General features: G+C 59.3%; 25 protein-coding genes and 1 pseudogene. 24 read left to right on the forward strand and 2 right to left on the reverse strand.

Annotation, left to right across the window (positions count from 1 at the left end):
* The first annotated feature begins 49 nt into the window (after window positions 1-49).
* Entirely contained in the window at window positions 50-1,144 is a 1,095-nt protein-coding gene (gene apbC / locus BLU75_RS01750) for an iron-sulfur cluster carrier protein ApbC (RefSeq protein WP_084381361.1), read from the forward strand.
* A gap of 490 nt (window positions 1,145-1,634) precedes the next feature.
* On the opposite strand, the gene fdxA is transcribed toward apbC, so the two are convergent.
* The gene (fdxA, locus tag BLU75_RS01755; RefSeq protein ID WP_084381360.1) at window positions 1,635-1,958 is read right to left on the reverse strand and encodes a ferredoxin FdxA; all 324 of its coding nucleotides are present in this window, start codon (window positions 1,956-1,958) and stop codon (window positions 1,635-1,637) included.
* 142 nt (window positions 1,959-2,100) lie between these two features.
* A pseudogene (mutS, locus tag BLU75_RS01760) lies at window positions 2,101-4,691 on the reverse strand (DNA mismatch repair protein MutS).
* Between the two features lie 367 nt (window positions 4,692-5,058).
* Here mutS and BLU75_RS01770 point away from each other — a divergent pair.
* From BLU75_RS01770 to recX, 23 genes are all read left to right on the forward strand, one after another.
* Window positions 5,059-5,787 (forward strand): LexA family transcriptional regulator, encoded by a 729-nt coding sequence (locus BLU75_RS01770; RefSeq protein ID WP_084381358.1) that lies wholly within the window; start codon window positions 5,059-5,061, stop codon window positions 5,785-5,787.
* A 598-nt stretch (window positions 5,788-6,385) separates the two neighbouring features.
* Window positions 6,386-6,730, forward strand: a complete 345-nt coding sequence (locus BLU75_RS01775) for a phage holin family protein (protein WP_084381357.1) — start codon at window positions 6,386-6,388, stop codon at window positions 6,728-6,730.
* A gap of 21 nt (window positions 6,731-6,751) precedes the next feature.
* Window positions 6,752-7,264: a hypothetical protein gene (locus BLU75_RS01780; protein WP_084381356.1), complete on the forward strand. Its 513-nt coding sequence runs from the start codon at window positions 6,752-6,754 to the stop codon at window positions 7,262-7,264.
* A gap of 3 nt (window positions 7,265-7,267) precedes the next feature.
* On the forward strand, window positions 7,268-7,879 hold the full coding sequence (locus BLU75_RS01785) for a phage baseplate assembly protein V (protein ID WP_084381355.1): 612 nt from the start codon (window positions 7,268-7,270) through the stop codon (window positions 7,877-7,879).
* Between the two features lie 9 nt (window positions 7,880-7,888).
* Window positions 7,889-8,221, forward strand: a complete 333-nt coding sequence (locus BLU75_RS01790; protein WP_084381354.1) for a phage baseplate protein — start codon at window positions 7,889-7,891, stop codon at window positions 8,219-8,221.
* Window positions 8,218-9,213 (forward strand): baseplate J/gp47 family protein, encoded by a 996-nt coding sequence (locus BLU75_RS01795; protein ID WP_084381353.1) that lies wholly within the window; start codon window positions 8,218-8,220, stop codon window positions 9,211-9,213. Before BLU75_RS01790 ends, BLU75_RS01795 begins: the two co-directional genes overlap by 4 nt.
* Window positions 9,210-9,848, forward strand: coding sequence for a phage tail protein I (locus BLU75_RS01800; protein WP_084381352.1), 639 nt, complete (start codon window positions 9,210-9,212; stop codon window positions 9,846-9,848). The genes BLU75_RS01795 and BLU75_RS01800 overlap by 4 nt, the downstream gene beginning before the upstream one ends.
* The gene (locus tag BLU75_RS01805) at window positions 9,845-10,375 is read left to right on the forward strand and encodes a phage tail-collar fiber domain-containing protein (protein ID WP_084381351.1); all 531 of its coding nucleotides are present in this window, start codon (window positions 9,845-9,847) and stop codon (window positions 10,373-10,375) included. Before BLU75_RS01800 ends, BLU75_RS01805 begins: the two co-directional genes overlap by 4 nt.
* Complete coding sequence (locus BLU75_RS01810; protein ID WP_231982604.1) at window positions 10,375-11,208, forward strand: phage tail protein; 834 nt, start codon at window positions 10,375-10,377, stop codon at window positions 11,206-11,208. The genes BLU75_RS01805 and BLU75_RS01810 overlap by 1 nt, the downstream gene beginning before the upstream one ends.
* Entirely contained in the window at window positions 11,209-11,511 is a 303-nt protein-coding gene (locus BLU75_RS01815) for a hypothetical protein (RefSeq protein ID WP_084381350.1), read from the forward strand. It begins immediately after the preceding gene.
* Window positions 11,512-11,598: 87 nt separating this feature from the next.
* Window positions 11,599-11,802, forward strand: a complete 204-nt coding sequence (locus tag BLU75_RS01820) for a hypothetical protein (RefSeq protein ID WP_084381349.1) — start codon at window positions 11,599-11,601, stop codon at window positions 11,800-11,802.
* Between the two features lie 2 nt (window positions 11,803-11,804).
* On the forward strand, window positions 11,805-12,971 hold the full coding sequence (locus BLU75_RS01825; protein WP_084381348.1) for a phage tail sheath protein: 1,167 nt from the start codon (window positions 11,805-11,807) through the stop codon (window positions 12,969-12,971).
* On the forward strand, window positions 12,971-13,477 hold the full coding sequence (locus BLU75_RS01830; RefSeq protein ID WP_084381347.1) for a phage major tail tube protein: 507 nt from the start codon (window positions 12,971-12,973) through the stop codon (window positions 13,475-13,477). The genes BLU75_RS01825 and BLU75_RS01830 overlap by 1 nt, the downstream gene beginning before the upstream one ends.
* 93 nt (window positions 13,478-13,570) lie before the next feature.
* On the forward strand, window positions 13,571-14,152 hold the full coding sequence (locus BLU75_RS01835; RefSeq protein WP_084381346.1) for a phage tail assembly protein: 582 nt from the start codon (window positions 13,571-13,573) through the stop codon (window positions 14,150-14,152).
* 128 nt (window positions 14,153-14,280) lie between these two features.
* Window positions 14,281-16,023 carry a phage tail tape measure protein gene (locus BLU75_RS27630; RefSeq protein WP_231982605.1) on the forward strand — a complete coding sequence of 581 codons (1,743 nt, stop codon included), beginning with the start codon at window positions 14,281-14,283 and terminating at the stop codon, window positions 16,021-16,023.
* Window positions 16,023-16,406, forward strand: a complete 384-nt coding sequence (locus BLU75_RS01845) for a phage tail protein (RefSeq protein WP_084381345.1) — start codon at window positions 16,023-16,025, stop codon at window positions 16,404-16,406. The genes BLU75_RS27630 and BLU75_RS01845 overlap by 1 nt, the downstream gene beginning before the upstream one ends.
* Window positions 16,399-16,611, forward strand: coding sequence for a tail protein X (locus tag BLU75_RS01850; RefSeq protein ID WP_084381344.1), 213 nt, complete (start codon window positions 16,399-16,401; stop codon window positions 16,609-16,611). Before BLU75_RS01845 ends, BLU75_RS01850 begins: the two co-directional genes overlap by 8 nt.
* A gap of 9 nt (window positions 16,612-16,620) precedes the next feature.
* Window positions 16,621-17,631: a contractile injection system protein, VgrG/Pvc8 family gene (locus BLU75_RS01855; RefSeq protein WP_084381343.1), complete on the forward strand. Its 1,011-nt coding sequence runs from the start codon at window positions 16,621-16,623 to the stop codon at window positions 17,629-17,631.
* 20 nt (window positions 17,632-17,651) lie between these two features.
* Window positions 17,652-18,209 carry a glycoside hydrolase family 19 protein gene (locus BLU75_RS01860; protein WP_084381387.1) on the forward strand — a complete coding sequence of 186 codons (558 nt, stop codon included), beginning with the start codon at window positions 17,652-17,654 and terminating at the stop codon, window positions 18,207-18,209.
* A complete protein-coding gene (locus BLU75_RS01865; RefSeq protein WP_084381386.1) occupies window positions 18,191-18,727 on the forward strand; it encodes a lysis system i-spanin subunit Rz in 537 nt (178 codons plus the stop codon). Before BLU75_RS01860 ends, BLU75_RS01865 begins: the two co-directional genes overlap by 19 nt.
* Window positions 18,728-18,808: 81 nt before the next feature.
* Window positions 18,809-19,309 (forward strand): CinA family protein, encoded by a 501-nt coding sequence (locus tag BLU75_RS01870; protein ID WP_084381342.1) that lies wholly within the window; start codon window positions 18,809-18,811, stop codon window positions 19,307-19,309.
* Window positions 19,310-19,392: 83 nt separating this feature from the next.
* On the forward strand, window positions 19,393-20,451 hold the full coding sequence (gene recA / locus BLU75_RS01875; RefSeq protein ID WP_084381341.1) for a recombinase RecA: 1,059 nt from the start codon (window positions 19,393-19,395) through the stop codon (window positions 20,449-20,451).
* Window positions 20,452-20,459: 8 nt separating this feature from the next.
* Window positions 20,460-20,927 (forward strand): recombination regulator RecX, encoded by a 468-nt coding sequence (gene recX / locus BLU75_RS01880; RefSeq protein ID WP_084381340.1) that lies wholly within the window; start codon window positions 20,460-20,462, stop codon window positions 20,925-20,927.
* Window positions 20,928-20,934: the final 7 nt, after the last annotated feature.

The raw sequence follows: 20,934 nt of genomic DNA on the forward strand, positions 1-20,934 counted from the left end.
AACGGTTAGGATAGCCGCCTGTTTTAGTCTGTCTTTTCGGGAGTAGCCCATGAGCGCCGTTAATCGTGCAGCGGTGGAAGCCGTCCTTCGCCAGTACACCGACCCCTATCTGAACCAGGACCCGGTCAGCGCCGGCTGTGTCCGGACCATTGACGTACGGGGCGATCAGGTCACGGTCCAGCTCGAGTTGGGCTACGCCGCGGGGCTGTTCAAAAGTGGCTGGGCGCAGATGCTGCAAATGGCGATTGAAGGCCTGGACGGTGTCAGCGCCGCGAAGGTTGATATCCAGTGTGTGATTGCGCCACATAAGGCGCAGGCACAGATTCCGGGCATGGCCAACGTCAAGAACGTGGTAGCCGTGGCGTCGGGCAAGGGTGGCGTGGGCAAGTCCACGACAGCAGCCAACCTGGCGCTGGCCCTCGCCCGTGAAGGCGCGCGGGTGGGGATTCTCGACGCCGACATTTATGGTCCCAGCCAAGGCGTGATGTTCGGTATTGCCGAAGGTACTCGCCCCAAAATCAAGGACCAGAAATGGTTCGTGCCGATCGAGGCCCATGGTGTGGAAGTGATGTCCATGGCGTTTCTGACCGACGAGAACACGCCGATGGTCTGGCGCGGGCCGATGGTCTCCGGCGCCTTGCTGCAACTGGTCACGCAGACCGATTGGGGCAATCTGGACTACCTGGTGATCGACATGCCGCCGGGCACGGGCGATATCCAGCTGACCCTGGCGCAAAAGGTCCCGGTCGCGGGCTCGGTGATCGTGACCACGCCGCAGGACCTGGCGCTGCTGGATGCCCGCAAAGGTGTGGAAATGTTCCGTAAAGTCAGCATCCCGGTGCTGGGTGTCGTGGAAAACATGGCGGTGCACATCTGCTCCAACTGTGGTCATGCCGAGCATTTGTTCGGTGAGGGCGGCGGTGAGAAATTGGCCACGCAATATGGTGTCGAACTGCTGGCGTCGTTGCCGCTGTCGATGGGCATTCGTGAACAGGCCGACGGCGGCAAGCCAACTGTGATTGCCGAGCCCGACGGCCAGATCGCCATGGTCTATCAGGAACTGGCCCGTCATGTGGGTGCGCGGATTGTCTTGCAGGAAGCGGGTTCACAGGCAATGCCGACCATTACTGTCAGCGACGACTGATCGGACTGAAAGTAACCAGGCCTCGAGGTTGTCGGGGCTTTTTCGTGTGTGGCGCAAGCCCTGGACGGTGTCGATTACGCTTTTACCCGGTTGCTGGTGTAAGCATTCGCTTACTTTTTCGTAAGCGTTCGGTCTATTTGCTCTCCCGACGCGTCTCGACGAGCTAGCTGATTTTTATATCCATTTGAAAAATAACAACTATTTATTCTGTTTCAAGTGAGTCAGCACGCAGTGATTGCGATTGGTTCCGTTTGAACTTAATCGGGAAGTCTCTAACATCAGTCCTGTGTCCACGGATTGACACAGTCATCAAGGAACGATGGCTCAGGGAACCTCGCAGGATGCGATTCATCAGGATGATGAAAAGGAACACAGGGACTAAGGAAAAAATGTGGGCGGGTCAAACCGCCCCTTTTTTTTGCCTGTAGAAAAGTAGAAAACCATAAACGCAAAAAGGCCCGCAAGGGGCCTTTGAAGAACAACGACGCAATTAACGTGCGAGGTCTTTGATCTTGCCTTTCACGCCATCCCACTCTTCTGCGTCAGGCAGCGATTCTTTCTTCTCGGTGATATTCGGCCAGATTTCCGCCAGCTCGACGTTCAACTGAATAAACTCCTGCATATCCTCCGGTACTTCATCTTCGGAGAAGATCGCAACGGCCGGGCATTCTGGCTCACACAGGGCGCAGTCAATGCACTCGTCCGGGTGGATGACCAGGAAGTTCGGGCCTTCGTAAAAGCAGTCCACCGGACACACTTCTACGCAGTCGGTGTACTTGCACTTGATGCAGTTGTCGGTGACGACGAAGGTCATTTCTAATTTTCTCCTCAGGCGGCGGCAGCGAAACCCCTTATGGCAGGGCTCGCGAGGTTTGGGAGCGATAGTCTGCGAACCGGGCTAAAAGCCCGCAGCATCCCAAACCGCGCGAGATAATATCAGCTTGCAAGCGTCTGCGTTAGACCCGTGTCTTCAGTGCATATAGCAATTCCAACGCTTTTCGCGGAGTCAAGTCGTCCAGGTCAAGCTTTGCCAACTCATCCAGCACCGGATGCGGCAGGCTGGCGAACATATCGCTTTGCTGCGGCACGCCCGGTTTGCTGGTGGTTTTGGCAGGGCTGGCGACCACCGACTCGTGAGGCAGCGCGGTGGTTTCCAGACGGCTCAGATGCTCGCGGGCGCGAGTGATGACGGGCGTCGGGACCCCGGCCAGTTGGGCCACGGCCAAGCCATAGCTCTGGCTGGCCGGGCCCGGTAGCACGTGGTGCAGGAACACGATGCGTTCGTTGTGCTCGGTGGCATTGAGATGCACGTTGGCTACCAGCGGCTCGTTTTCCGGCAACACCGTCAGTTCGAAGTAGTGGGTGGCGAACAACGTATAGGCCCGCAGTTGGGCCAGGCGTTCGGCCGCCGCCCAGGCCAGGGACAGGCCGTCGAAGGTGCTGGTGCCGCGGCCGACTTCATCCATCAGCACCAGGCTGCGTTCGGTGGCGTTGTGCAGGATATTGGCGGTTTCGCTCATTTCCACCATAAAGGTCGAACGGCCACCGGCCAGGTCATCGCTGGAACCGATACGGGTGAAGATGCGGTCCACCAGCGACAGTTCGCAACTGGCCGCCGGCACGAAGCTGCCGATGTGCGCCAGCAGCACGATCAAGGCGGTCTGACGCATATAGGTGGATTTACCGCCCATGTTCGGACCGGTAATCACCAGCATGCGAGTATCGTCGTCCAGCGACAGGTCGTTGGCCACGAATGGCGTGGTCAGCACCTGCTCCACCACCGGATGGCGGCCCTGGACGATACGCATGCACGGCTCGCTGACAAAACGCGGGCAGTTCAGGTCAAGGTTCAGCGCACGTTCGGCGAGGTTGCTCAACACATCCAGTTCCGCCAAGGCGGCGGCGGTGTCTTGCAGTGGCGCGAGGCGGCTGATCAAGTCTTCGAGCAAGGCTTCATAGAGCATCTTTTCCCGCGCGAGGGCGCGACTTTTGGCCGACAGCGCCTTGTCTTCGAATTCTTTCAGTTCCGGCGTAATAAAACGCTCGGCACCTTTAAGCGTCTGACGTCGCTGATAATCGATAGGCGCTTGCTCGGCTTGCTTGCTTGGCAACTCAATAAAGTAACCGTGGACGCGGTTATAACCGACCTTCAGGTTGGCCAGGCCGGTGCGGGCTTTCTCGCGGGCTTCCAGGTCAATCAGGAACTGCCCGGCGTTTTCGCTCAGCGATTGCAGCTCATCCAGTTCGCTGTCGTACCCGGTTTTCAACACGCCGCCATCACGGATGATCGCCGGCGGGTTGTCGATGATGGCTTTTTCCAGCAGGGCCGCGAGGTCCGGATAGGTGCCGGTGGTGACGGCCAGTTGCTGCAGGTGCGGGGTGTCCAGTTCGGTCATCGCCATCTGCAATTGCGGCAGGGCGCCGAGGGCATCACGCAGTCGCGCCAAGTCACGGGGGCGCGCGTTACGCAAGCCGATCCGCGCCAGGATGCGCTCGATGTCACCGATTTCCTTGAGCTGCGGCTGCAGCTTTTCAAAGCGATAACCATCCAGCAGGCAGGTAATGGACGACTGACGTGCTTGCAGCACCGTCAGGTCCCGCAGCGGGCGGTTCAACCAGCGGGTCAGCAAGCGGCTGCCCATCGCGGTCTGGCAGCGATCGACCACCGATTGCAGGGTGTTATCGCGGCCGCCGGCGAGGTTGGTGTCCAGTTCCAGGTTGCGACGGCTGGCGCCGTCCAGCACCACGGTGTCGTCCAGGCGTTCATGGCGCAGGCTGCGCAAGTGCGGCAGGGCGGTGCGTTGGGTTTCTTTGGCATAACTGAGCAGGCAACCGGCAGCGCCAATCGCCAGGGTCAGTGTTTCACAGCCGAAGCCCTTGAGGTCTTGCACCGAGAATGCTGGCACAGGCTTTTCAGCGCCGAATCACGCTCGAAATCCCACGGAGCACGACGCTTGGCCCCACGGCGTTTTTCCGCCGGTAAGTCCTTTGGCCAGTCATCCGGAATCATCAGCTCCACCGGATTGATACGCTCAAGCTCCGCCAGCAGGTTCTCCCAGCCCTTGGTCTCCAGCACGCTGAAGTTACCGCTGGTGATATCCAGCACCGCCAGGCCAAACAAGCGCTCATCCCCCAGCACCGCGGCGATCAGGTTGTCACGACGTTCATCCAGCAACGCCTCGTCACTCACCGTGCCCGGCGTAATGATGCGCACCACCTGGCGTTCCACCGGCCCCTTGCTGGTCGCCGGATCGCCGACCTGTTCGCAGATCACCACCGACTCGCCCAGCTTCACCAGCTTGACCAGATAACCTTCCAACGAGTGGTAGGGAATCCCGCACATCGGAATCGACTGCCCGGCCGACTGTCCACGCGCGGTCAGGGTGATGTCCAGCAACTTGGCGGCCTTCTTCGCGTCCTCATAGAAGATCTCGTAGAAGTCGCCCATGCGATAGAACATCAACTGGTCCGGGTGCTGGTTTTTCAGGCGCCAGTACTGTTGCATCATCGGGGTGTGGGAGGACAGATCGGAAGTGTTTTTACTCATCAGATACTTAGCGGACTCGTTGAAAGTGATGGGGCAAAGGGGCGCTTGGCCCTAATGCCGATCAGTTAAGCCTTTTTCAGTAGGAGCGAGCTTGCTCCCGAAGAACTCCAAGACACCGCGTTTATCCAGAATGCACGCGTTATCGTTGACGTTTTTCGCGAGCAAGCTGGCTTCTACAGTAGTCGGCGTTCCCTTAACTGACCGGCATTTGGCGCTTGGCCCAGCATTTTTTGCGATGGACGCAAGGTTAACACGCAAGGTCAGTGCTTCGCAGTGCGCAGAGGGCCAAGTGTCAAAACGGCTTTTATGCATTAAATATGCAAAATAGCATTTGCCATCGCCTGAAACTGGCCTCAATATCCGCGCTATGCAAAAACGCAACGTTTCTATCGTATTAAGAGAGCTGCTGGATCGCGACGCAATCTCCCCCACGGAGCTGCATCGACGCACCGGTGTGCCTCAATCCACTCTGTCCCGGATCCTCAGCGGCAAGATCGTTGATCCGTCGGACAAACATATCTCGCGCATTGCCGATTATTTTCGCGTCAGCACCGACCAATTGCGCGGGCGCGCGGCCGCGGTGTGGCAGGATGAGCGTGATCCGATGCATTCGGAACTCAAGGACATAAGCCTGTGGGACGACGATACCCCCGTCAATGATGACGAGGTCTCGATCCCCTTTCTGCGCGAGGTTGAATTGGCTGCTGGATCAGGAAGATTCGTCATCGAGGAAAGCGAGAAGGCCAGCTTGCGTTTCGGCAAGCGCAGCCTGCGTCACAATGGTGTGCAGTTCGATCAGGCCAAATGTGTAACGGTACGTGGCAACAGCATGCTGCCAGTGTTGCGTGATGGCGCGACGGTGGGCGTCAATGCTGGCAAGAGCGGAGTTGGTGACATTGTCGATGGTGATCTGTATGCCATCAATCACAACGGTCAGTTGCGGGTCAAACAGCTCTATCGCCTGCCTACGGGCATTCGTCTGCGTAGTTTTAATCGCGATGAACACCCGGATGAGGACTACAGCTTCCAGGAAATCCAGGAAGAGCAGATCAGCATCCTCGGTCACGTTTTCTGGTGGGGCATGTACGCCCGGTAACCGCAGCCTGTAAGAAATCAGCCCGCTCCCACGCGGGCTTTTTTTCGCCTGTAAGAAACCCGATAAGTGACTGACCGACAAGGGCTTTATGCGTTTGCGCATTGAGGCGCAAAAAATAAATGCATTTATGCATTGACTGTATATGCATACATGCATATTCTGTGTCTCAAGCCAGCCGGAAACGCTGGTGGAGGCGGCAAGGATGCCGCCAGGAAAGACAAGGATGTCACGCAATACCGGCATGGACGCCACCGAGCGGTGGCAAGGATGCCAAGCAATACCGGCAGGACGCCGACGCTCTTTAGTTTCACGGTTTTACCACAGGCAGCGATGAACCGGCCTTGACGGTTCAGAGGGTTGGCAACTGACCCGGGTGTGCAGCGTAAAGCACCAAAAGCAGTTATCCGGCGGACAGGGATCGTGGTCGGAAAAACATCGAGGAAAGATCCGTACCGCGCCAGTAGCGCCGAAAGATCGAGGACTGCATTACTGAAAAGCCTGGGCAACCGGGCTTTTTGGAATGCTTACCGCTAAACCATCCACCCATTCATCACAACACCGGCGACTTGCCGGTTTTACTCATTCCAGGAGGCGTGACATGACAGACGAGCAGCAAGCGTTAGCGGAAATGCCTATCTGGCTGGTCGTTATATTGGCCCTGATCGGCGGGGTTTCAGGCGAAATGTGGCGAGCCGACAAGGAGGGCGCTCGCGGTTGGTCACTGGTGCGGCGGCTGGCTTTGCGTTCCGGGGCGTGCATGGTGTGCGGGGTATCGGCACTGATGTTGCTGTACGCCGCCGGCATGTCGATCTGGACCGCCGGGGCCCTCGGTTGCTTGACCGCGATGGCCGGCGCCGACGTCGCCATTGGCCTTTATGAACGTTGGGCGGCGAAGCGGATCGGGGTGAACGAGCCGCCAGGTTCCCGCCCGGACCAGCCGTGACCGTTGCAAGGAAGCCACACCATGACACTGATTGAAAAACCTTCACAGCTGCCGATTGCTGTCGGTGAAACGCTGCGCGCCGCGTTCCCCGATCTGTGGGTGGGCAGCCCGCAGGACTTTCTGGCGACAGATAAAACCGGCGTGTTGATCACGCTTGAACGCAATGGCCCGGCTGTGCGCTCCCTTGAAGGACGCAAAGCCCATGAGTTGTCGGTCTCGCTCAAGGTCGTGGTAGCCCGAGGGGCGCCGCCCTTTGAAGCCTGTGATCTGGCGAGCCGGCTGATGGATCTGGTACTGGATAACCGTTGGAATCTGCCACCGGTCCAGTGCGACGTGCCGATGGGTATTGTCGCCGTGCCGTCGACGTTGGCGGGAGCTGAAACCGATTATGACGCCTGGACCGTTTCCTTCACCCAGACCCTGTATCTCGGCCCACCGCTGCTCGACGACCCCACAGGCACGCCGCTTTTTGCCTGGACATGGGACGTTTCGGATATCGACGATCCCGATCAATACCAGCCATTGCAGGGGTAGCCCATGTTTGACGCATTATTACGCCTGCAATTGACGCCCATCATCGAGCGTCTGGCGCAAATGGAAACTCAGCTTGAAGACCTGTACCGGCGCGCCGAGAGTTTTTGTCGGATCGGCGTGTGCCAGGAAGTCGATGCGCCTAGCAATACCTGCAAGGTCAGCCACGGCGAACTGCTCACCCCGGCCATTCGTTTTTTCAATCCCAGCGCCGGGGCGCAGACCGAAACACGCATCCCCACGGTCGGTGAACAATGCCTGTTGCTCAACTATGGCGGCGGCGAGGGTGGAGCGCAGTCGGTGGCGCTGTTTGGCCTGAACAGTGATCGTTTCCCGCCGGTGTCCAGCGTCGCGACGCTGACCCGTCGACGGCATCAGGACGGTACACAAAGCGACTACGACGCCGCCGGCCACGTCCTTAACTGGATTAACGGTCCCACGGCTTTCACCGGCTCGCGCGAACAGGTGGTATTGAGCTTGGGCGCCGCCAGTTTGACCGTGACTCCCGAGACCATCAGCCTGCAAGTCGGCGCGGTCGGCATGCTGCTGAATGCTTCCGGGGTTCACTTGAGTGGCCCGGTGGTGGATCACCAGGGCCGAGTCATCAGCACGGCATAAGGATTTGCCATGATCGGAATTGATAGAAATACCGGGGTCGCGGTGGACGATTGGTTGCAATTCGTCCAGCGCGCTACCCGGGCGCTGACCACGCCATTGGGCACCCGGCAAAAGCGTCCGCTTTACGGCTCGATGGTCCCGCAATTGCTTGGACAGAACCTGGGGGATGATCTGTTGATCCTCGCCCAAAGCCACGCCGCCCAGGCGTTCTACAACCCCCACAACGGCATTGCTGATTTTGCCCCTGAGGTCATTGTCGCCAATCGCCAGGGCGCCGGTTTGCTGTTGCGTTTCGCCGGTACCTGGAAAAACCGCAAGCAATCCTTCGAGGTGGTGACATGAGCATGTTGATACCGGGGCAGAATCAGTTGGCTCCTCCGGCGATGGTTGCCGTCGACGAGTTCGAGCTGTTACTGGCTGAGTTCAAGGCATTCGTCGTGGGTTACGTCGCCGAGCGTTCGCCGCACAATGCAGCAAAACTCAAGGTCAGCCTGGAAAACCAGAGCGAATTGCTGACGCTGGCCCTGGAGGCTTTTTGCGTTCGTCTGCAAACCCATGAACGCAAGTACAACGCCCGCATCCAGCAGATGCTGGCCTGGTGGGCCACCGGCAGTAACCTCGACGCGCGCCTGGCCGACATGGGCTTGGAGCGCCAGGTGCTGGATGCCGGTGATCCAGCAGCGTTTCCGCCCGTGCCACCGATCCTGGAAAGCGACGATGACGCACGCCTGCGCTATTACCTGGCGCCCCACGCGCCGGCGGCGGGTTCGCGGATGCAGTATCGGCGGGAAGTGTTCACCCTCGGCGAGCGACCCGTGGTGAAGGTGCAAAGTGCGACGCCAGGTGTTGTGACCGTCGTCTATACCTTCGACCCGGATGGTTACGCAGCGCAGGTCAAGGATGGCAACGGTCGCCGCACCGCGCCCGGTGAAGTGATGGTCACGGTGTTGTCCCGGGAAGGCAACGGGCAGCCCTCGACGGCGTTGCTTGACGGTGTGCGTCGACATTTCGCGCGGCCGGACGTACGACCGGAAACCGATCGAGTGAGCGTGCAGGGTGCGCAAATCCTGCCTTACAAGATTCGCGTAGTCGCCAAGATCAATGCTGGCCCGGATTCCGGGTTGACCCAGGTGGCGGCCGAGCAACTGCTGCAAACCTATGCCGAGTCTTGTCATCGTCTGGAAGGGCGCGTGGATCCAAGTTGGATCGACTACACCATCCATACCGCTGGCGCCGTGCAACTGGAGATTCTTGAACCGCTGGAGCCGATTATCACCACGGCCTTCCAGGCTCCGTATTGCACGGACGTCGAGGTCGAGGTACGCACGCTATGAGTCGCTACGCACCGAGCCTGTTGCCGGCCAACAGTTCGCCGCTGGAAAAGGCATTGGACCTGGGTCTGGGGCGCTTGCTCGACCGGGTCGCTCCACCCTTTCCGGGGTTGATGAATCCGTTGCGGACACCTGTGGAGTTCCTGCCTTACCTGGCGGCCGACCGTGGTGTCAGCGAATGGAACGCCGACGCCAGCGAGGCCGAAAAGCGTCTCACGGTGGAATTGTCCTGGCAGATCCAGCGTCAGGCTGGCACACCCAAGGCGTTGAGCCATGCCGTCGAATCCCTGGGGTTCACCCCCAACATCATGGCCTGGTATCAGCAACGACCGCAGGCCCTGCCTTACACCTTCGACGTGCAGGCGATCGTCGGCGCCAGTTGGTCCAGCGGCGACCACAACCGTTTGATCCGCCGCATCAACGCCGCCAAGAGCGAGCGGGATCAGGCCACCATCACCATCGTTTATCCGTTGGCAGGTGGTCTTTCCCTGAGCAGTGCGGTTCATGCCCCGTTGTGCGAGGGCGAGCTATCGCTTGGGGGCGCGCTGCCTGAACTGGTGCTGGGCACTCGGCTTAACAGTGCTGGCGTGGCCCAGTACTACACCATTAACGACTACGACCTCAGGGCGCAGCCATGACAGATGACATCACGCGCCTGGTGCGCTTCACCTCCAAGGGTTTGGATGAAGTGCTACAGGCAAAGAACCAAGGCTTGAAAGGCGAAATCACCCACATCGGCGCCGGCACCGGTCGCTATACCCCCACCGGCACCGAAACCGCCCTGCGCAACGAGCGCCAGCGGGTAGCCATTGTGGATTACGAGGATTTGGGTAACCGACAACTCAGGATGGCCGCGCTGTTTGATGGCGAAGGGGAATATGAAATTGGCGAGTTTGGTTTCTATCTCGCCAGCGGGACCTTGTTGGCGGTGTATTCCGTTGCAGGGAAGTTGCTGACGTATAAAGCGGCGGCGGCACGGGTACTGCAAAAGTTCACGCTGGATGTTTCGCCGTTGCCGGCGGATAGCGTGACGATTGTGGTGGGGAATGAGAATTTGAATGTGTTGTGGGTGGAGGAGATCGCGATTATGGCGGCGGCATCGGTTGGCAGTATGTCGCGTCATATGGATTTGATGTTGCGGGTCATGGACCTTGAAGCGAAGTAGTGGTACTTACAAAAGTGCCGGGAATAAAAATTGACAGGGAGTTGATGATGGGGATTGAAACGACTATCACGAAAGTTGTGGAAGCATGTAACAAACTGACGGAAACGGTTACTAACCAGATTGGTAAGATTGATGCGCGTGTAGACACCGCATTCAGTCAGTTCGCAACGTGGCGAAACAGCGTGCAAGCCAAGGATATTAATGGTCGTGCGCTATATAGCCAGGAAATCGATCTAACTGATCTGCCCACTGACACGTTTTATCCTGTTTGGTGGAGAATGCCGGGTAATGACAATGGTGAGACAGAGGTGACGGTCTCTCGTGTTTACAACCGCGACGCTGGCTTGGCCCCGTTTGGACAAGGAATTGTTCATATTGCAGGTCTCAATTTGCAAATGGAAGGGTGTGGGCATCTATGGAGTGGCGATAGTAGTTTCCTTACAGTGAAACGAATCTCTCAAACTTACCGTGAAACGGCCCGTGGTGTTAGTTTGGGTATGATCTGTATTGCTCGATCTGTTTCAGGTGTCAAACCTTTATATTCAGGTCTGAAGGATGGGCAAGTTACTCAAGCGTCGTCTTATTCCGGAGTCTATCTTCGAGGTGGATTGAGCTATACGGTTAATAAGTCTTTTGCCGCGAGCGTGGATCATAGCCGCTTGGATAAAGAGGTTCCCATTGGGGAGAGCTCTCAAGGTGATTGGGAGATTCGTTGGTGCGTCCGACCCTATCGTTTAGCTGATGCTGATGATGTGCTGGGTAAAACATTACCGGAGAGACGAATGGCGTACGCTTACGACAACGATAACATTTACGCCAAGAAGGGGGTCTGAATGACAATTTTGATTCATACGGCGACAACGCCTGATGGTGAGCAATTGATCAATATCCCAGCGGATACTGTGATTCTCAAAACCCTTGGCTTTTCGACTGAGCAAGCAGCGCAACTCTGTGTCGACGCCGCAAGAACCACACAGCTGGAAAATTCTCTCGCGGCGCGCCGAACCCTTTACGTGACCGAGGCCGATCCGCTTTTCCTCGAATGGCAGTACGACGAGTCCCCTGAAAAAGAGAAGGCTTGGCGGGACAAGGTTGCTGAAATCAAAGCTCTTTATCCGTTGCCTGAGCGCATTTGAAACCCACCGCGAAAGCGGTTTTTTTTCGCCTCCCCAAAGCCCCTCCTGCAGGGGCTTTGGCGTTTTTACACCCGGAGAATTTCCATCATGGCCAATCGCCAAACCTACACCGTCCTCATCCCGTTCCCCACCGGAGGTGGCCATTGGTCCACCGTCGGTCAGGAACTCGATCTGCTGGACGTCGAAGCATCTGCCTTGCGCACCGCCGGTCGTCTGCAGCTGACCAGCGTCCTGGATGCCGCCAACGACACCCACCCGGCCACGCAGGCCACCACCGAGAAGGCTGAATAATCATGGCTGAGGTTTTGAACTTCGAGCATAACGGCATCACCGTCAATGCCACTGAATCCCCCGAGGCCATGGGTGGCCTGGGTGACAACGTGATCGGTCTGGTCGGCACCGCACCCAATGCGCATGCGTCGATCCCGAAAAATGCGCCATTCCGCATCAACAGTTTTACCACCCAGGCGTTGCTGGACCCGAGCGGTGCCGAGGCCGGCACACTGTTTCAGGCGGTGTACCAGATCCTCAAAGTGGTCAAGGTGCCGGTTTACGTGGTGATCGTCGAAGAAGGCGCCACTCCGGCCGACACGATCAACAATGTGATCGGCGGCAACGAGCCGGTCACCGGCCGCAAACTGGGCCTCGCCGCCCTGAGCAGCGTCCCCGAGGACCTGACCATCATCGGCGCTCCAGGCTTTACCGGCAGCAAGGCGGTGGCCGGTGAGTTCGCGTCCTTCGGCAAGCGCATCAAGGCTCGTGTGGTACTGGATGGCAAAGATGCCGCGGTCGCCGACCAAGTGACTTACAGCGGTGAGTTGGGCGGCGCGGACCTCGGTTTCGACCGTTGCCTGCTGGTGCACAACATGCCGTCGGTGTACTCCAAGGCGGCCAAGAAAAACGTGTTCCTGGCGCCGTCGTCGCTGGCCATCGCCGCGTTGGCCAAGGTCAAGCAATGGGAAAGCCCGGGCAATCAAGTGACCTTCGCCGAGGATGTGTCCCGCGTGGTCGAGTACAACATCCTCGACACCTCCACCGAAGGCGACTTGCTCAACCGCTACGGCGTGAGCTATTACGCCCGCACCATCCTGGGAGGCTTCTCGCTGCTGGGCAACCGCTCCATCACCGGTAAGTTCATCAGCTACATCGGCCTGGAAGACGCCATCAGCCGCAAACTGGTCAAGGCCGGCCAGAAGGCCATGGCGCATAACCTGACCAAGTCGTTCATGGATCAGGAGGTCAAGCGTATCAACGACTGGCTGCAAACCCTGGTCGCCGACGAAACCATTCCTGGCGGCAGCGTGTACTTGCACCCGGAACTCAACAGCGTCGAGAAGTACAAGAACGGCACCTGGTTCATCGTCATCGACTACGGCCGCTATGCGCCGAACGAACACATGGTTTATCAACTCAACGCCCGCGATGAAATCATCGAGCAGTTCCTGGAGGACGTTCTCTAATGTTTACCAACCGAGTCAGACAGGCCATTGCGGCCACCCTCCAAGGCCTGCCGTTGTCGGCGACGGTGGAAGAATTCACTCCACCGAAGATCGAGTTCGACATGGAACCCATGTCCGGCGGGCGTTTCATCGCCGAGGAAATGGCCAAGAGCGGCAAGGTGCTCGGGGCTACCCTGGTGTTGCAAGGCGCCGGTCCGGAAATCATGCTGGCCCTGGGCGTTCGCTTGGGTGAAGACATCCTGCTGAACGTGCGTGAAGCGGGCCAGGACCAGGATGGCAAGACCTTCTTCACCTATCACACCGTCGGCGGCAAGCTCAAATCCCTGACCGAAGCCAAGCTGAAGATGGGCGACAAGGCCACCACCACCCTGGAGCTTTCCTGCCGCACCTACAACCGCCTGGACAATGGCGTGCCGGTGATCGACATCGACGTGCGCACGCAGAAATTCATGCTCAACGGCGTCGACATCCTTGGTGATGCCCGGCGTGCGGTGCTGATGCCGTAAGGCTGCCGAAGATCCAGTGCGGGCACCGCCAATGTGGCTGCCCGCACTGGTTTTTTGACGTTTTGGATTGTCGTTTATCAAGGAATTGACCTTATGGCCTGGATGCCTCCACTTCACCTTTTGCTGTCCCCGATCACCGCCGACAGCGGCGTCACGATCGAGCAGATTCAACTCAAACCGATGTTCTACGCGCCGCAAAAAGAAGCCCTTGCCCGTGCCGGTGACGATGAAGACGAGCAGTTCTTCGAGCTGGCGAAACTCGCGACCGGTCTGTCGGAAAAGGAACTCGACCAACTCAAGCGTCCGGACTACGTGAGCATTGCCCAGTACGTACATGACATGTCAACGCGTCCGGCATCGTTCTTCCTGGAGGACGCGGGTGAAGGTCGCGAGTCCCTGACCCGCGAACAGGTGCAATTGCTGCTGCCGCTCGAAGTCGCCGGCCGCACGCTGACCGAGTTGTCCCTGGAAATGCCCGCCCTGCGCGCCACCAAAGTGATGAAAAAACTCACCACGGCCAAGGAACGCGCCGAGTTCATCACCTCCCACTGCAGCGGCCTGATGATTCCCGATCTTGCAGGCTTGAGCGTGCCCGACTGGACCGAATTGCAGGAGCGGATCGACGATTTTTTAAACCAGCCGGCGGCCTTCTTTCGGAGCGCGACATCGACGTAATCCTCGACGTCGTGCCGCTGATTTATTCAGTCAGCGAAACGGAAATCCTTGATTGGGACGCCGGTAAAGCATTGCGCCGCTACGACATTGCGATCACTCGCCTTGGCGTCAAACAGGAGTAGAGCGGGATGCAAGAAAACTATTCGCTCATCTATGTCGCGGCCAGGGATGGCCGGCTCGGCAGTGGTGAGAATGCCGATATCAGTCACATTGGCTCGTCACAACCGCTCACCGGGGTCTCGGCTTTGGACCCGGTTCAGCCAGCACCGTCGGGGCTGAACCTGCGGAATGTGGGGCTCGAACTGAATGGATTGACGCTGTCCCTGGGGCTGCTGCGCAGTCATCTGGATGCGCTCAACACACGGCTGTCAGTGCTCAACGCATTCGATGCCCGTCCTGTGAAAGCCGAAGAGCGTGCCGACAGCAGGCTTTCAGACGAGCATAAGGACAACACCGGAGAATCGCCGGTCGTCGCGGTGGACCTGCGTCTGACCCGCGAAGCCATGACCCTGGGTGATGGACCGATTTTTGATCTGGCAGGTGCGCTTCGGCATTCAGACGCCAAGCTGTCTCTTAGCGAGGCCAACACTTCCGAGTCGTCGATTAAGCTCAAGCGAGACGAATACAGCGAGAGCAAGACACGCCTTTCCAACACCCTTGGGGCTGCATCGGTATGGCTGGAAGCGCCTTCGCTCACCGTGAAGACTGCTGTGGTCGAAGGTATCAACACCCTGGCAAGCCGGTCGCCGGCAGCGGCTGACGCGGTCAAAACCGTTGGCGCGGTGGCGCCCTCTGTCACCTTTCTCGCTTCCGAAGCCGTCTCTGGGCTGTGGGACACGATCAAATCACGGGTCTCGGGCAACCTCATCGACAGGGCTGCCGCCAAACTGGGCGGGCCGCTCGGCGAGCTGCTCAAGGAGAATAAGGGTAAGGATGCGTCGTGTTGCTGCCCGGATAGCACTAAGCGTAGCGCGCTGGATAGCGCAACTGCGCGGTTGCCCGAGAGCGTTGGCGACACCGTCAGGAAGAAGGGCAAGGCGCGTTCCCCTGGCAAGCTGCAACCCCGGCGCGTCGGGCTGCCCAAGCCGAACAGGCCGGCACAGTCGCGGCTGCCTGCGCAGGCCGCACAGCCTGCGCGCACCGGTAAACGATCCGACCTGAACCTGTATCCGCGCATGGAGCGAGTCGAGCGTGCACCTGCGCTCACTATCAAGGGCGAGCCGTTGCCGCCGTTTTCGCAAACGTCCGCCGCTCGGGCCGCGGGCGGTTTGCCTGGCAGTGCATTCGCGCCGTCCATGGCGCCACCTGCGAGCAACGTGGTGGCCCGCCGTGGGGCTAAGGGACTGGCAACGGGATTGTCGGGTGCCATGAGCCGCTTGGAATCCGTCGCTACGCGGCGGTTTACCCCGTTGCGCGTCGCGACGGCGACGATGGAGGCCGTACAGGGCGTGCGCGACGGCGACATGCGCGCTGTCAGTAGCGGCCTTGGCACGGCGGGTGGCGCCTGGGCCGGCGCGTCTGCCGGTGCGGCGCTCGGCACGTTGATTTTCCCCGGCGTCGGCACCGCTGTGGGTGGCGCGTTGGGCGGGCTGCTGGGCAGTGAGGCCGGCGCATGGATGGGCGACCAACTCGGCGGCCTGGTTGATCGCCTGCGCTCCCCCGAAGAGGTCGGCACACAGCTGACCAGCGCGCCAGCGGATAACCGGCAGATCAACTTCGCGCCGGTTATCCAGATCAGCGGCCAGGCCCCGGCGAGCGCCCAGGAGCTGGCGAATCTGGTGATTCAAACCCTGCAGAACCAATGTATGCCGATGCTGACCGATTCACTGGCGGTCCGGCGCAATGCAGCACTGACCGATGGAGGTGATTAATGCGGCAGCAGATGGTATTGGGCAGTTTCATTTTCGGGCTGTCGCGAGGTTTTGCTTATTCCACGCTCCAGCGCAGCAGTGATGGGGGCTGGGCCAATCTGGAGATTGTCGCCAGCAAACCCCAGTCGCGACAGAACGGCCAGAAACTGGAAAAGCTGACCTTTGGTGGCGGCGCCATGGCCGCGGTGGGCATGCAGCGGCTGGATGAATTGCGTGCCCTGCAGGACGCGCGGGCACCGTTGCCGCTGGTGGATGGCATTGGGCGTAACTGGGGGTTGTGGCGCATCGTCGCGGTGACAGAGAGTCAGGCCAATGTGATCGATGACGGCACCGCCATGCTGATCAAGTGGAGCTTGGTGCTGGAGGAGTTCGTCAATGCGTAGAGTTCGGAGTATTGCCGGTGATTCGGTCAACCTGCTGCTTTACCGCGAGCTGGGTCGTTGTGATGACGCTGCCGAGGAAACCCTCTGGCGGCTGAATCCTGGCCTCGCCGAGCACGGTCCGGTGTTGCCGGCGGGGATCTGGGTGATTGTGCCCGAAATGGAGGCGCGGCCCGGCGCTGCGCGTCCGGTTTCGGCCTGGGATTAAGGAGGCGTCATGGCAATGGGATTTACCCCGACCGTGGAAATCTACGGGGCCAACGGGGCGTTGATCAATCCACGATTGATGCAGTGGAAGCACACTGACGCGGCCGGGATCGAGTCCGATCGGCTGGAATTGACCATCAATATTGAGGGACTCGAAGGCCTGCCCAGCCTGGGTGGCAAAATCGGCTTGCGCGTGGGTTACCTGGAATCGGGCCTGGTGGAAAAAGGCGAATTCGTCATTACCCAAAGAACCCCTTACCTGTTTCCCATGCGCCTCGCTATCGTCGCGACGGCAGCACCGTTCAGCGTGGCTGACCAAAGCGGTTATCGGCAGCGCCGCTCCGCCAGCCACGGGCCCACGACCCTGGGCGCGCTGTTTCGCCAACTGGCGACGCGGCACGGGTTTTCGCCCCGCGTAGCGCCTGCGCTGGACGGGATTTCGATACCTCACATCGACCAGTCCAACGAAACCGACATGGGCTTTATCACCCGGCTCGCCAGGCGCTACAACGCGGTGACCAAACCGGTCAATGAGCTGTACGTGCTGGCTGAAAGTGGTCAGGTCAAGTCGCTCTCGGGCCAGCAATTGCCGGATGTGCGGCTGTCGATAACCGACGATAACCGCCCCAGCGAACAGGCGTTTATCAGCGCCAGAATCGATGAACAAGCCCGCGCGAAATATCAGGGCTGCCGTGTCAGTTGGTGGGATGCGGCAGCTTCTCGGCAGCGGGTGGTCGAGGTCGGTATCGCGCCGTTCAAGACCTTGCGCCAGCGTTCTCAGAATGCCGACGAGGCACGCGCCGTAGCCGAGGGTGAGCTGCGGCGCGTGGGGCGTGAAGGGCTGACGATAGCGATTGATTGCCCTGGCAATCCGTTGTTGTCTGCGGAAGGGCTGTTGCTGCTGGATGAAACCTGGCCGGGGTATATGCAGGGGCGGTGGTCGATTGACAAGGTGACGCACTCCGGCGACCCGACGGCCGGCTATCGCAGTTCGATCATGGCCAGGGGATTGGCTTCCTGAGTAGACGGAGATTGAGGATGATGACACTCGCGCAACTGCAACAGATTCTACCCAACGCCCGCTCCCAAGCGGGCGTTTTCATATCCGCGCTGAACGCGGCAATGCTGCACTATCAGATCACCGCGCCCCCGCGCATGGCTGCGTTCGTCGCCCAGATCGGTCACGAATCCGGTGAGCTGCGCTATGTGCGTGAACTGGGCGGCGATCGCTACCTGAGCAAATACGACACGGGGACCTTGGCCGCGCGTCTGGGCAACACCCCGGAAGCTGATGGTGACGGCCAGAAATATCGTGGTCGTGGGCTGATTCAGATCACCGGCCGGCGTAATTATCGGGTGTGCAGCCAGGCGTTGTTTGGCGATGATCGCCTGCTGTTTTTCCCAGAGTTGCTGGAGCAGCCGCAATGGGCGGCCGAATCCGCCGCCTGGTTCTGGAAAAGCAATGGTCTGAATGAGCTGGCCGACAAGGATCAGTTCACCACGATCACTCGCCGTATCAACGGCGGGGTCAACGGCCTGGAGCACCGGTTGCAATTGTGGGCGCGGGCGAGGGCGGTACTGTGCGTTTCTTCGAGTTGATCCCGGTCGTTTATCGGCTGATCGCCGGGCGGATGCTGTTGGCCAGCGTGTTCGGTGCTGCGTTTGCTCTTGCCTGGCATCTCCAGGCCTGGCGCTATACGGCGCGGCTTGAACATCAGGCAGCGGTGCAGATGGACGCCCTTAATCAACACAGTCAGGCGGCATTGCGGCGACAGCAAGCCGAGCAGGAAAAACGCCTGGTCCTTGAGCGGCAACTCAGCGCCAGCGACCAACAACATGCCCGGGAGTTAAGTGATGCACAACGTGATCAAGGGCGCTTGCGCGATCGCCTGGCCACTGCTGATGTGCGCTTGTCAGTCCTTCTCGACGCCGCCGCTCCCGCCAGCGGCTGTGCGCTGCGAGCCACCGCCCCCTCCGGCAGCGTGGTTCATGGAACCCAGAGAGCCGGACTTGACCCGGCGCATGCTCAACGAATTATCGGCATCACCGACAGTGGCGATAATGGATTGATTGCACTGCGGGCATGCCAGGCCTATGTGCGTGCCATTGCTCGCTAGCGTCCTGATCCAGTCTGTTACTTGCGCCTGCAACTGCCTCCTGTAGGGTAGGCAAACACCCGCCCATTCCAGGAGACCACCGTGAAGGAAATTACCCAACTCGCCGCTGAACTAGGTCGGCGCTTGCAGGTGCTCAATGCCCACGTCACCACGGCCGAGTCCTGTACCGGTGGCGGTATCGCCGAAGCGATTACCCGGATTCCGGGGAGTTCTGCCTGGTTCGAGGCGGGTTACGTCACGTATTCCAACCGACAGAAAACGCTCCAGCTCGAGGTGCCGCAAGCGTTGTTTGCCAGGGTCGGGGCGGTGAGCCGTGAAGTGGTCGAAGCCATGGCCAGGGGCGCCCAGGAAAAAAGCCTGGCGCGGTTTTCGGTGGCGGTCAGTGGTGTCGCGGGTCCAGACGGTGGTTCCCCGGATAAGCCGGTGGGCACGGTTTGGCTGGCCTGGGGCGTTGGCGATGGCGTCAGTGCCGAGCTGGCACACTTTACGGGCGACCGCGATGAAGTCCGCCGACAGACGGTAAAAGCCGCGCTTGAGGGGTTATTGCGACGAGCTGCAGCAGAAATAGAAAATCAGGGGTAGGCGATCCCGGATGTTTGTGGAACAATACTGTCTACTTATACAGGTGTTGGCCGTCAGGCCTTATTGATTACGTGAGGACTTTAATGGACGACAACAAGAAGAAAGCCTTGGCTGCGGCCCTGGGTCAGATCGAACGTCAATTCGGCAAGGGTGCCGTAATGCGTATGGGCGATCATGACCGTCAGGCGATCCCGGCTATTTCCACTGGCTCTCTGGGTCTGGATATCGCACTCGGCATTGGCGGCCTGCCAAAAGGCCGTATCGTTGAAATCTACGGTCCTGAATCTTCCGGTAAGACCACCCTGACCCTGTCGGTGATTGCCCAGGCACAGAAGATGGGCGCCACCTGTGCGTTCGTCGATGCCGAGCACGCCCTGGATCCTGAATACGCCGGCAAATTGGGTGTCAACGTTGACGACCTGCTGGTTTCGCAACCGGACACCGGTGAGCAAGCGTTGGAAATCACCGATATGTTGGTGCGCTCCAACGCCATCGACGTGATCGTTGTCGACTCCGTGGCCGCTCTGGTGCCAAAAGCTGAAATCGAAGGCGAAATGGGCGACATGCACGTCGGCCTGCAAGCCCGTCTGATGTCCCAGGCGCTGCGTAAAATCACCGGTAACATCAAGAACGCCAACTGCCTGGTGATCTTCATCAACCAGATCCGGATGAAGATCGGCGTGATGTTCGGCAGCCCGGAAACCACCACCGGTGGTAACGCGCTGAAGTTCTACGCTTCGGTCCGTCTGGACATCCGTCGTACCGGCGCGGTGAAGGAAGGCGACGAGGTCGTGGGTAGCGAGACCCGTGTCAAGGTTGTGAAGAACAAGGTGGCTCCACCTTTCCGTCAGGCTGAATTCCAGATCCTCTACGGCAAGGGCATCTACCTGAATGGCGAGATGATCGACCTGGGTGTGGTGCACGGTTTTGTCGAGAAGTCCGGTGCCTGGTATGCCTATAACGGCAGCAAGATCGGTCAGGGCAAAGCCAACTCGGCCAAGTTCCTGCAAGACAACCCGGATATCGCGGCGGCTCTCGAGAAGCAGATTCGCGACAAGCTGCTGACTGCAGCGCCAGACGTCAAGGCTGCGGCCAATCGTGAACCGGTTGACGATATGGCAGAAGCAGACGCTGATATCTGAGTCAAACGATGACGGTTGTACTGGATACGCTCGTCGCCGTAAGGCGCACCGCAATGGACCTGCTCGCACGACGCGAGCATGGTCGAGTCGAGCTGACGCGCAAACTGCGTCAGCGCGGCGCTTGTCCCGAGATGATTGATACGGCGCTCGACCGTTTGACGGAAGAGGGACTGCTGTCAGAATCCCGCTATCTCGAAAGTTTTGTGTCCTATCGAGCGCGCTCTGGCTACGGCCCCGCGCGAATTCGTGAAGAGTTGAGCCAGCGCGGATTACAACGCGCCGACATCGATCTTGCGCTGCGTGAGTGCGGTATCAGTTGGCAAGCGCAGCTGGAAGATACCTGGCGCCGCAAGTTTGCCGGCCATCTGCCTGTTGACGCTCGAGAACGTGCCAAGCAAGGACGTTTTCTGAGTTATCGAGGATTCTCGATGGAGATGATCAGTCGCTTGTTGAGCGGCCGAGAGATGGACGATTGATATGGTT

It is taken from the genome of Pseudomonas mucidolens, from assembly GCF_900106045.1.
GTDB lineage: Bacteria > Pseudomonadota > Gammaproteobacteria > Pseudomonadales > Pseudomonadaceae > Aquipseudomonas > Aquipseudomonas mucidolens.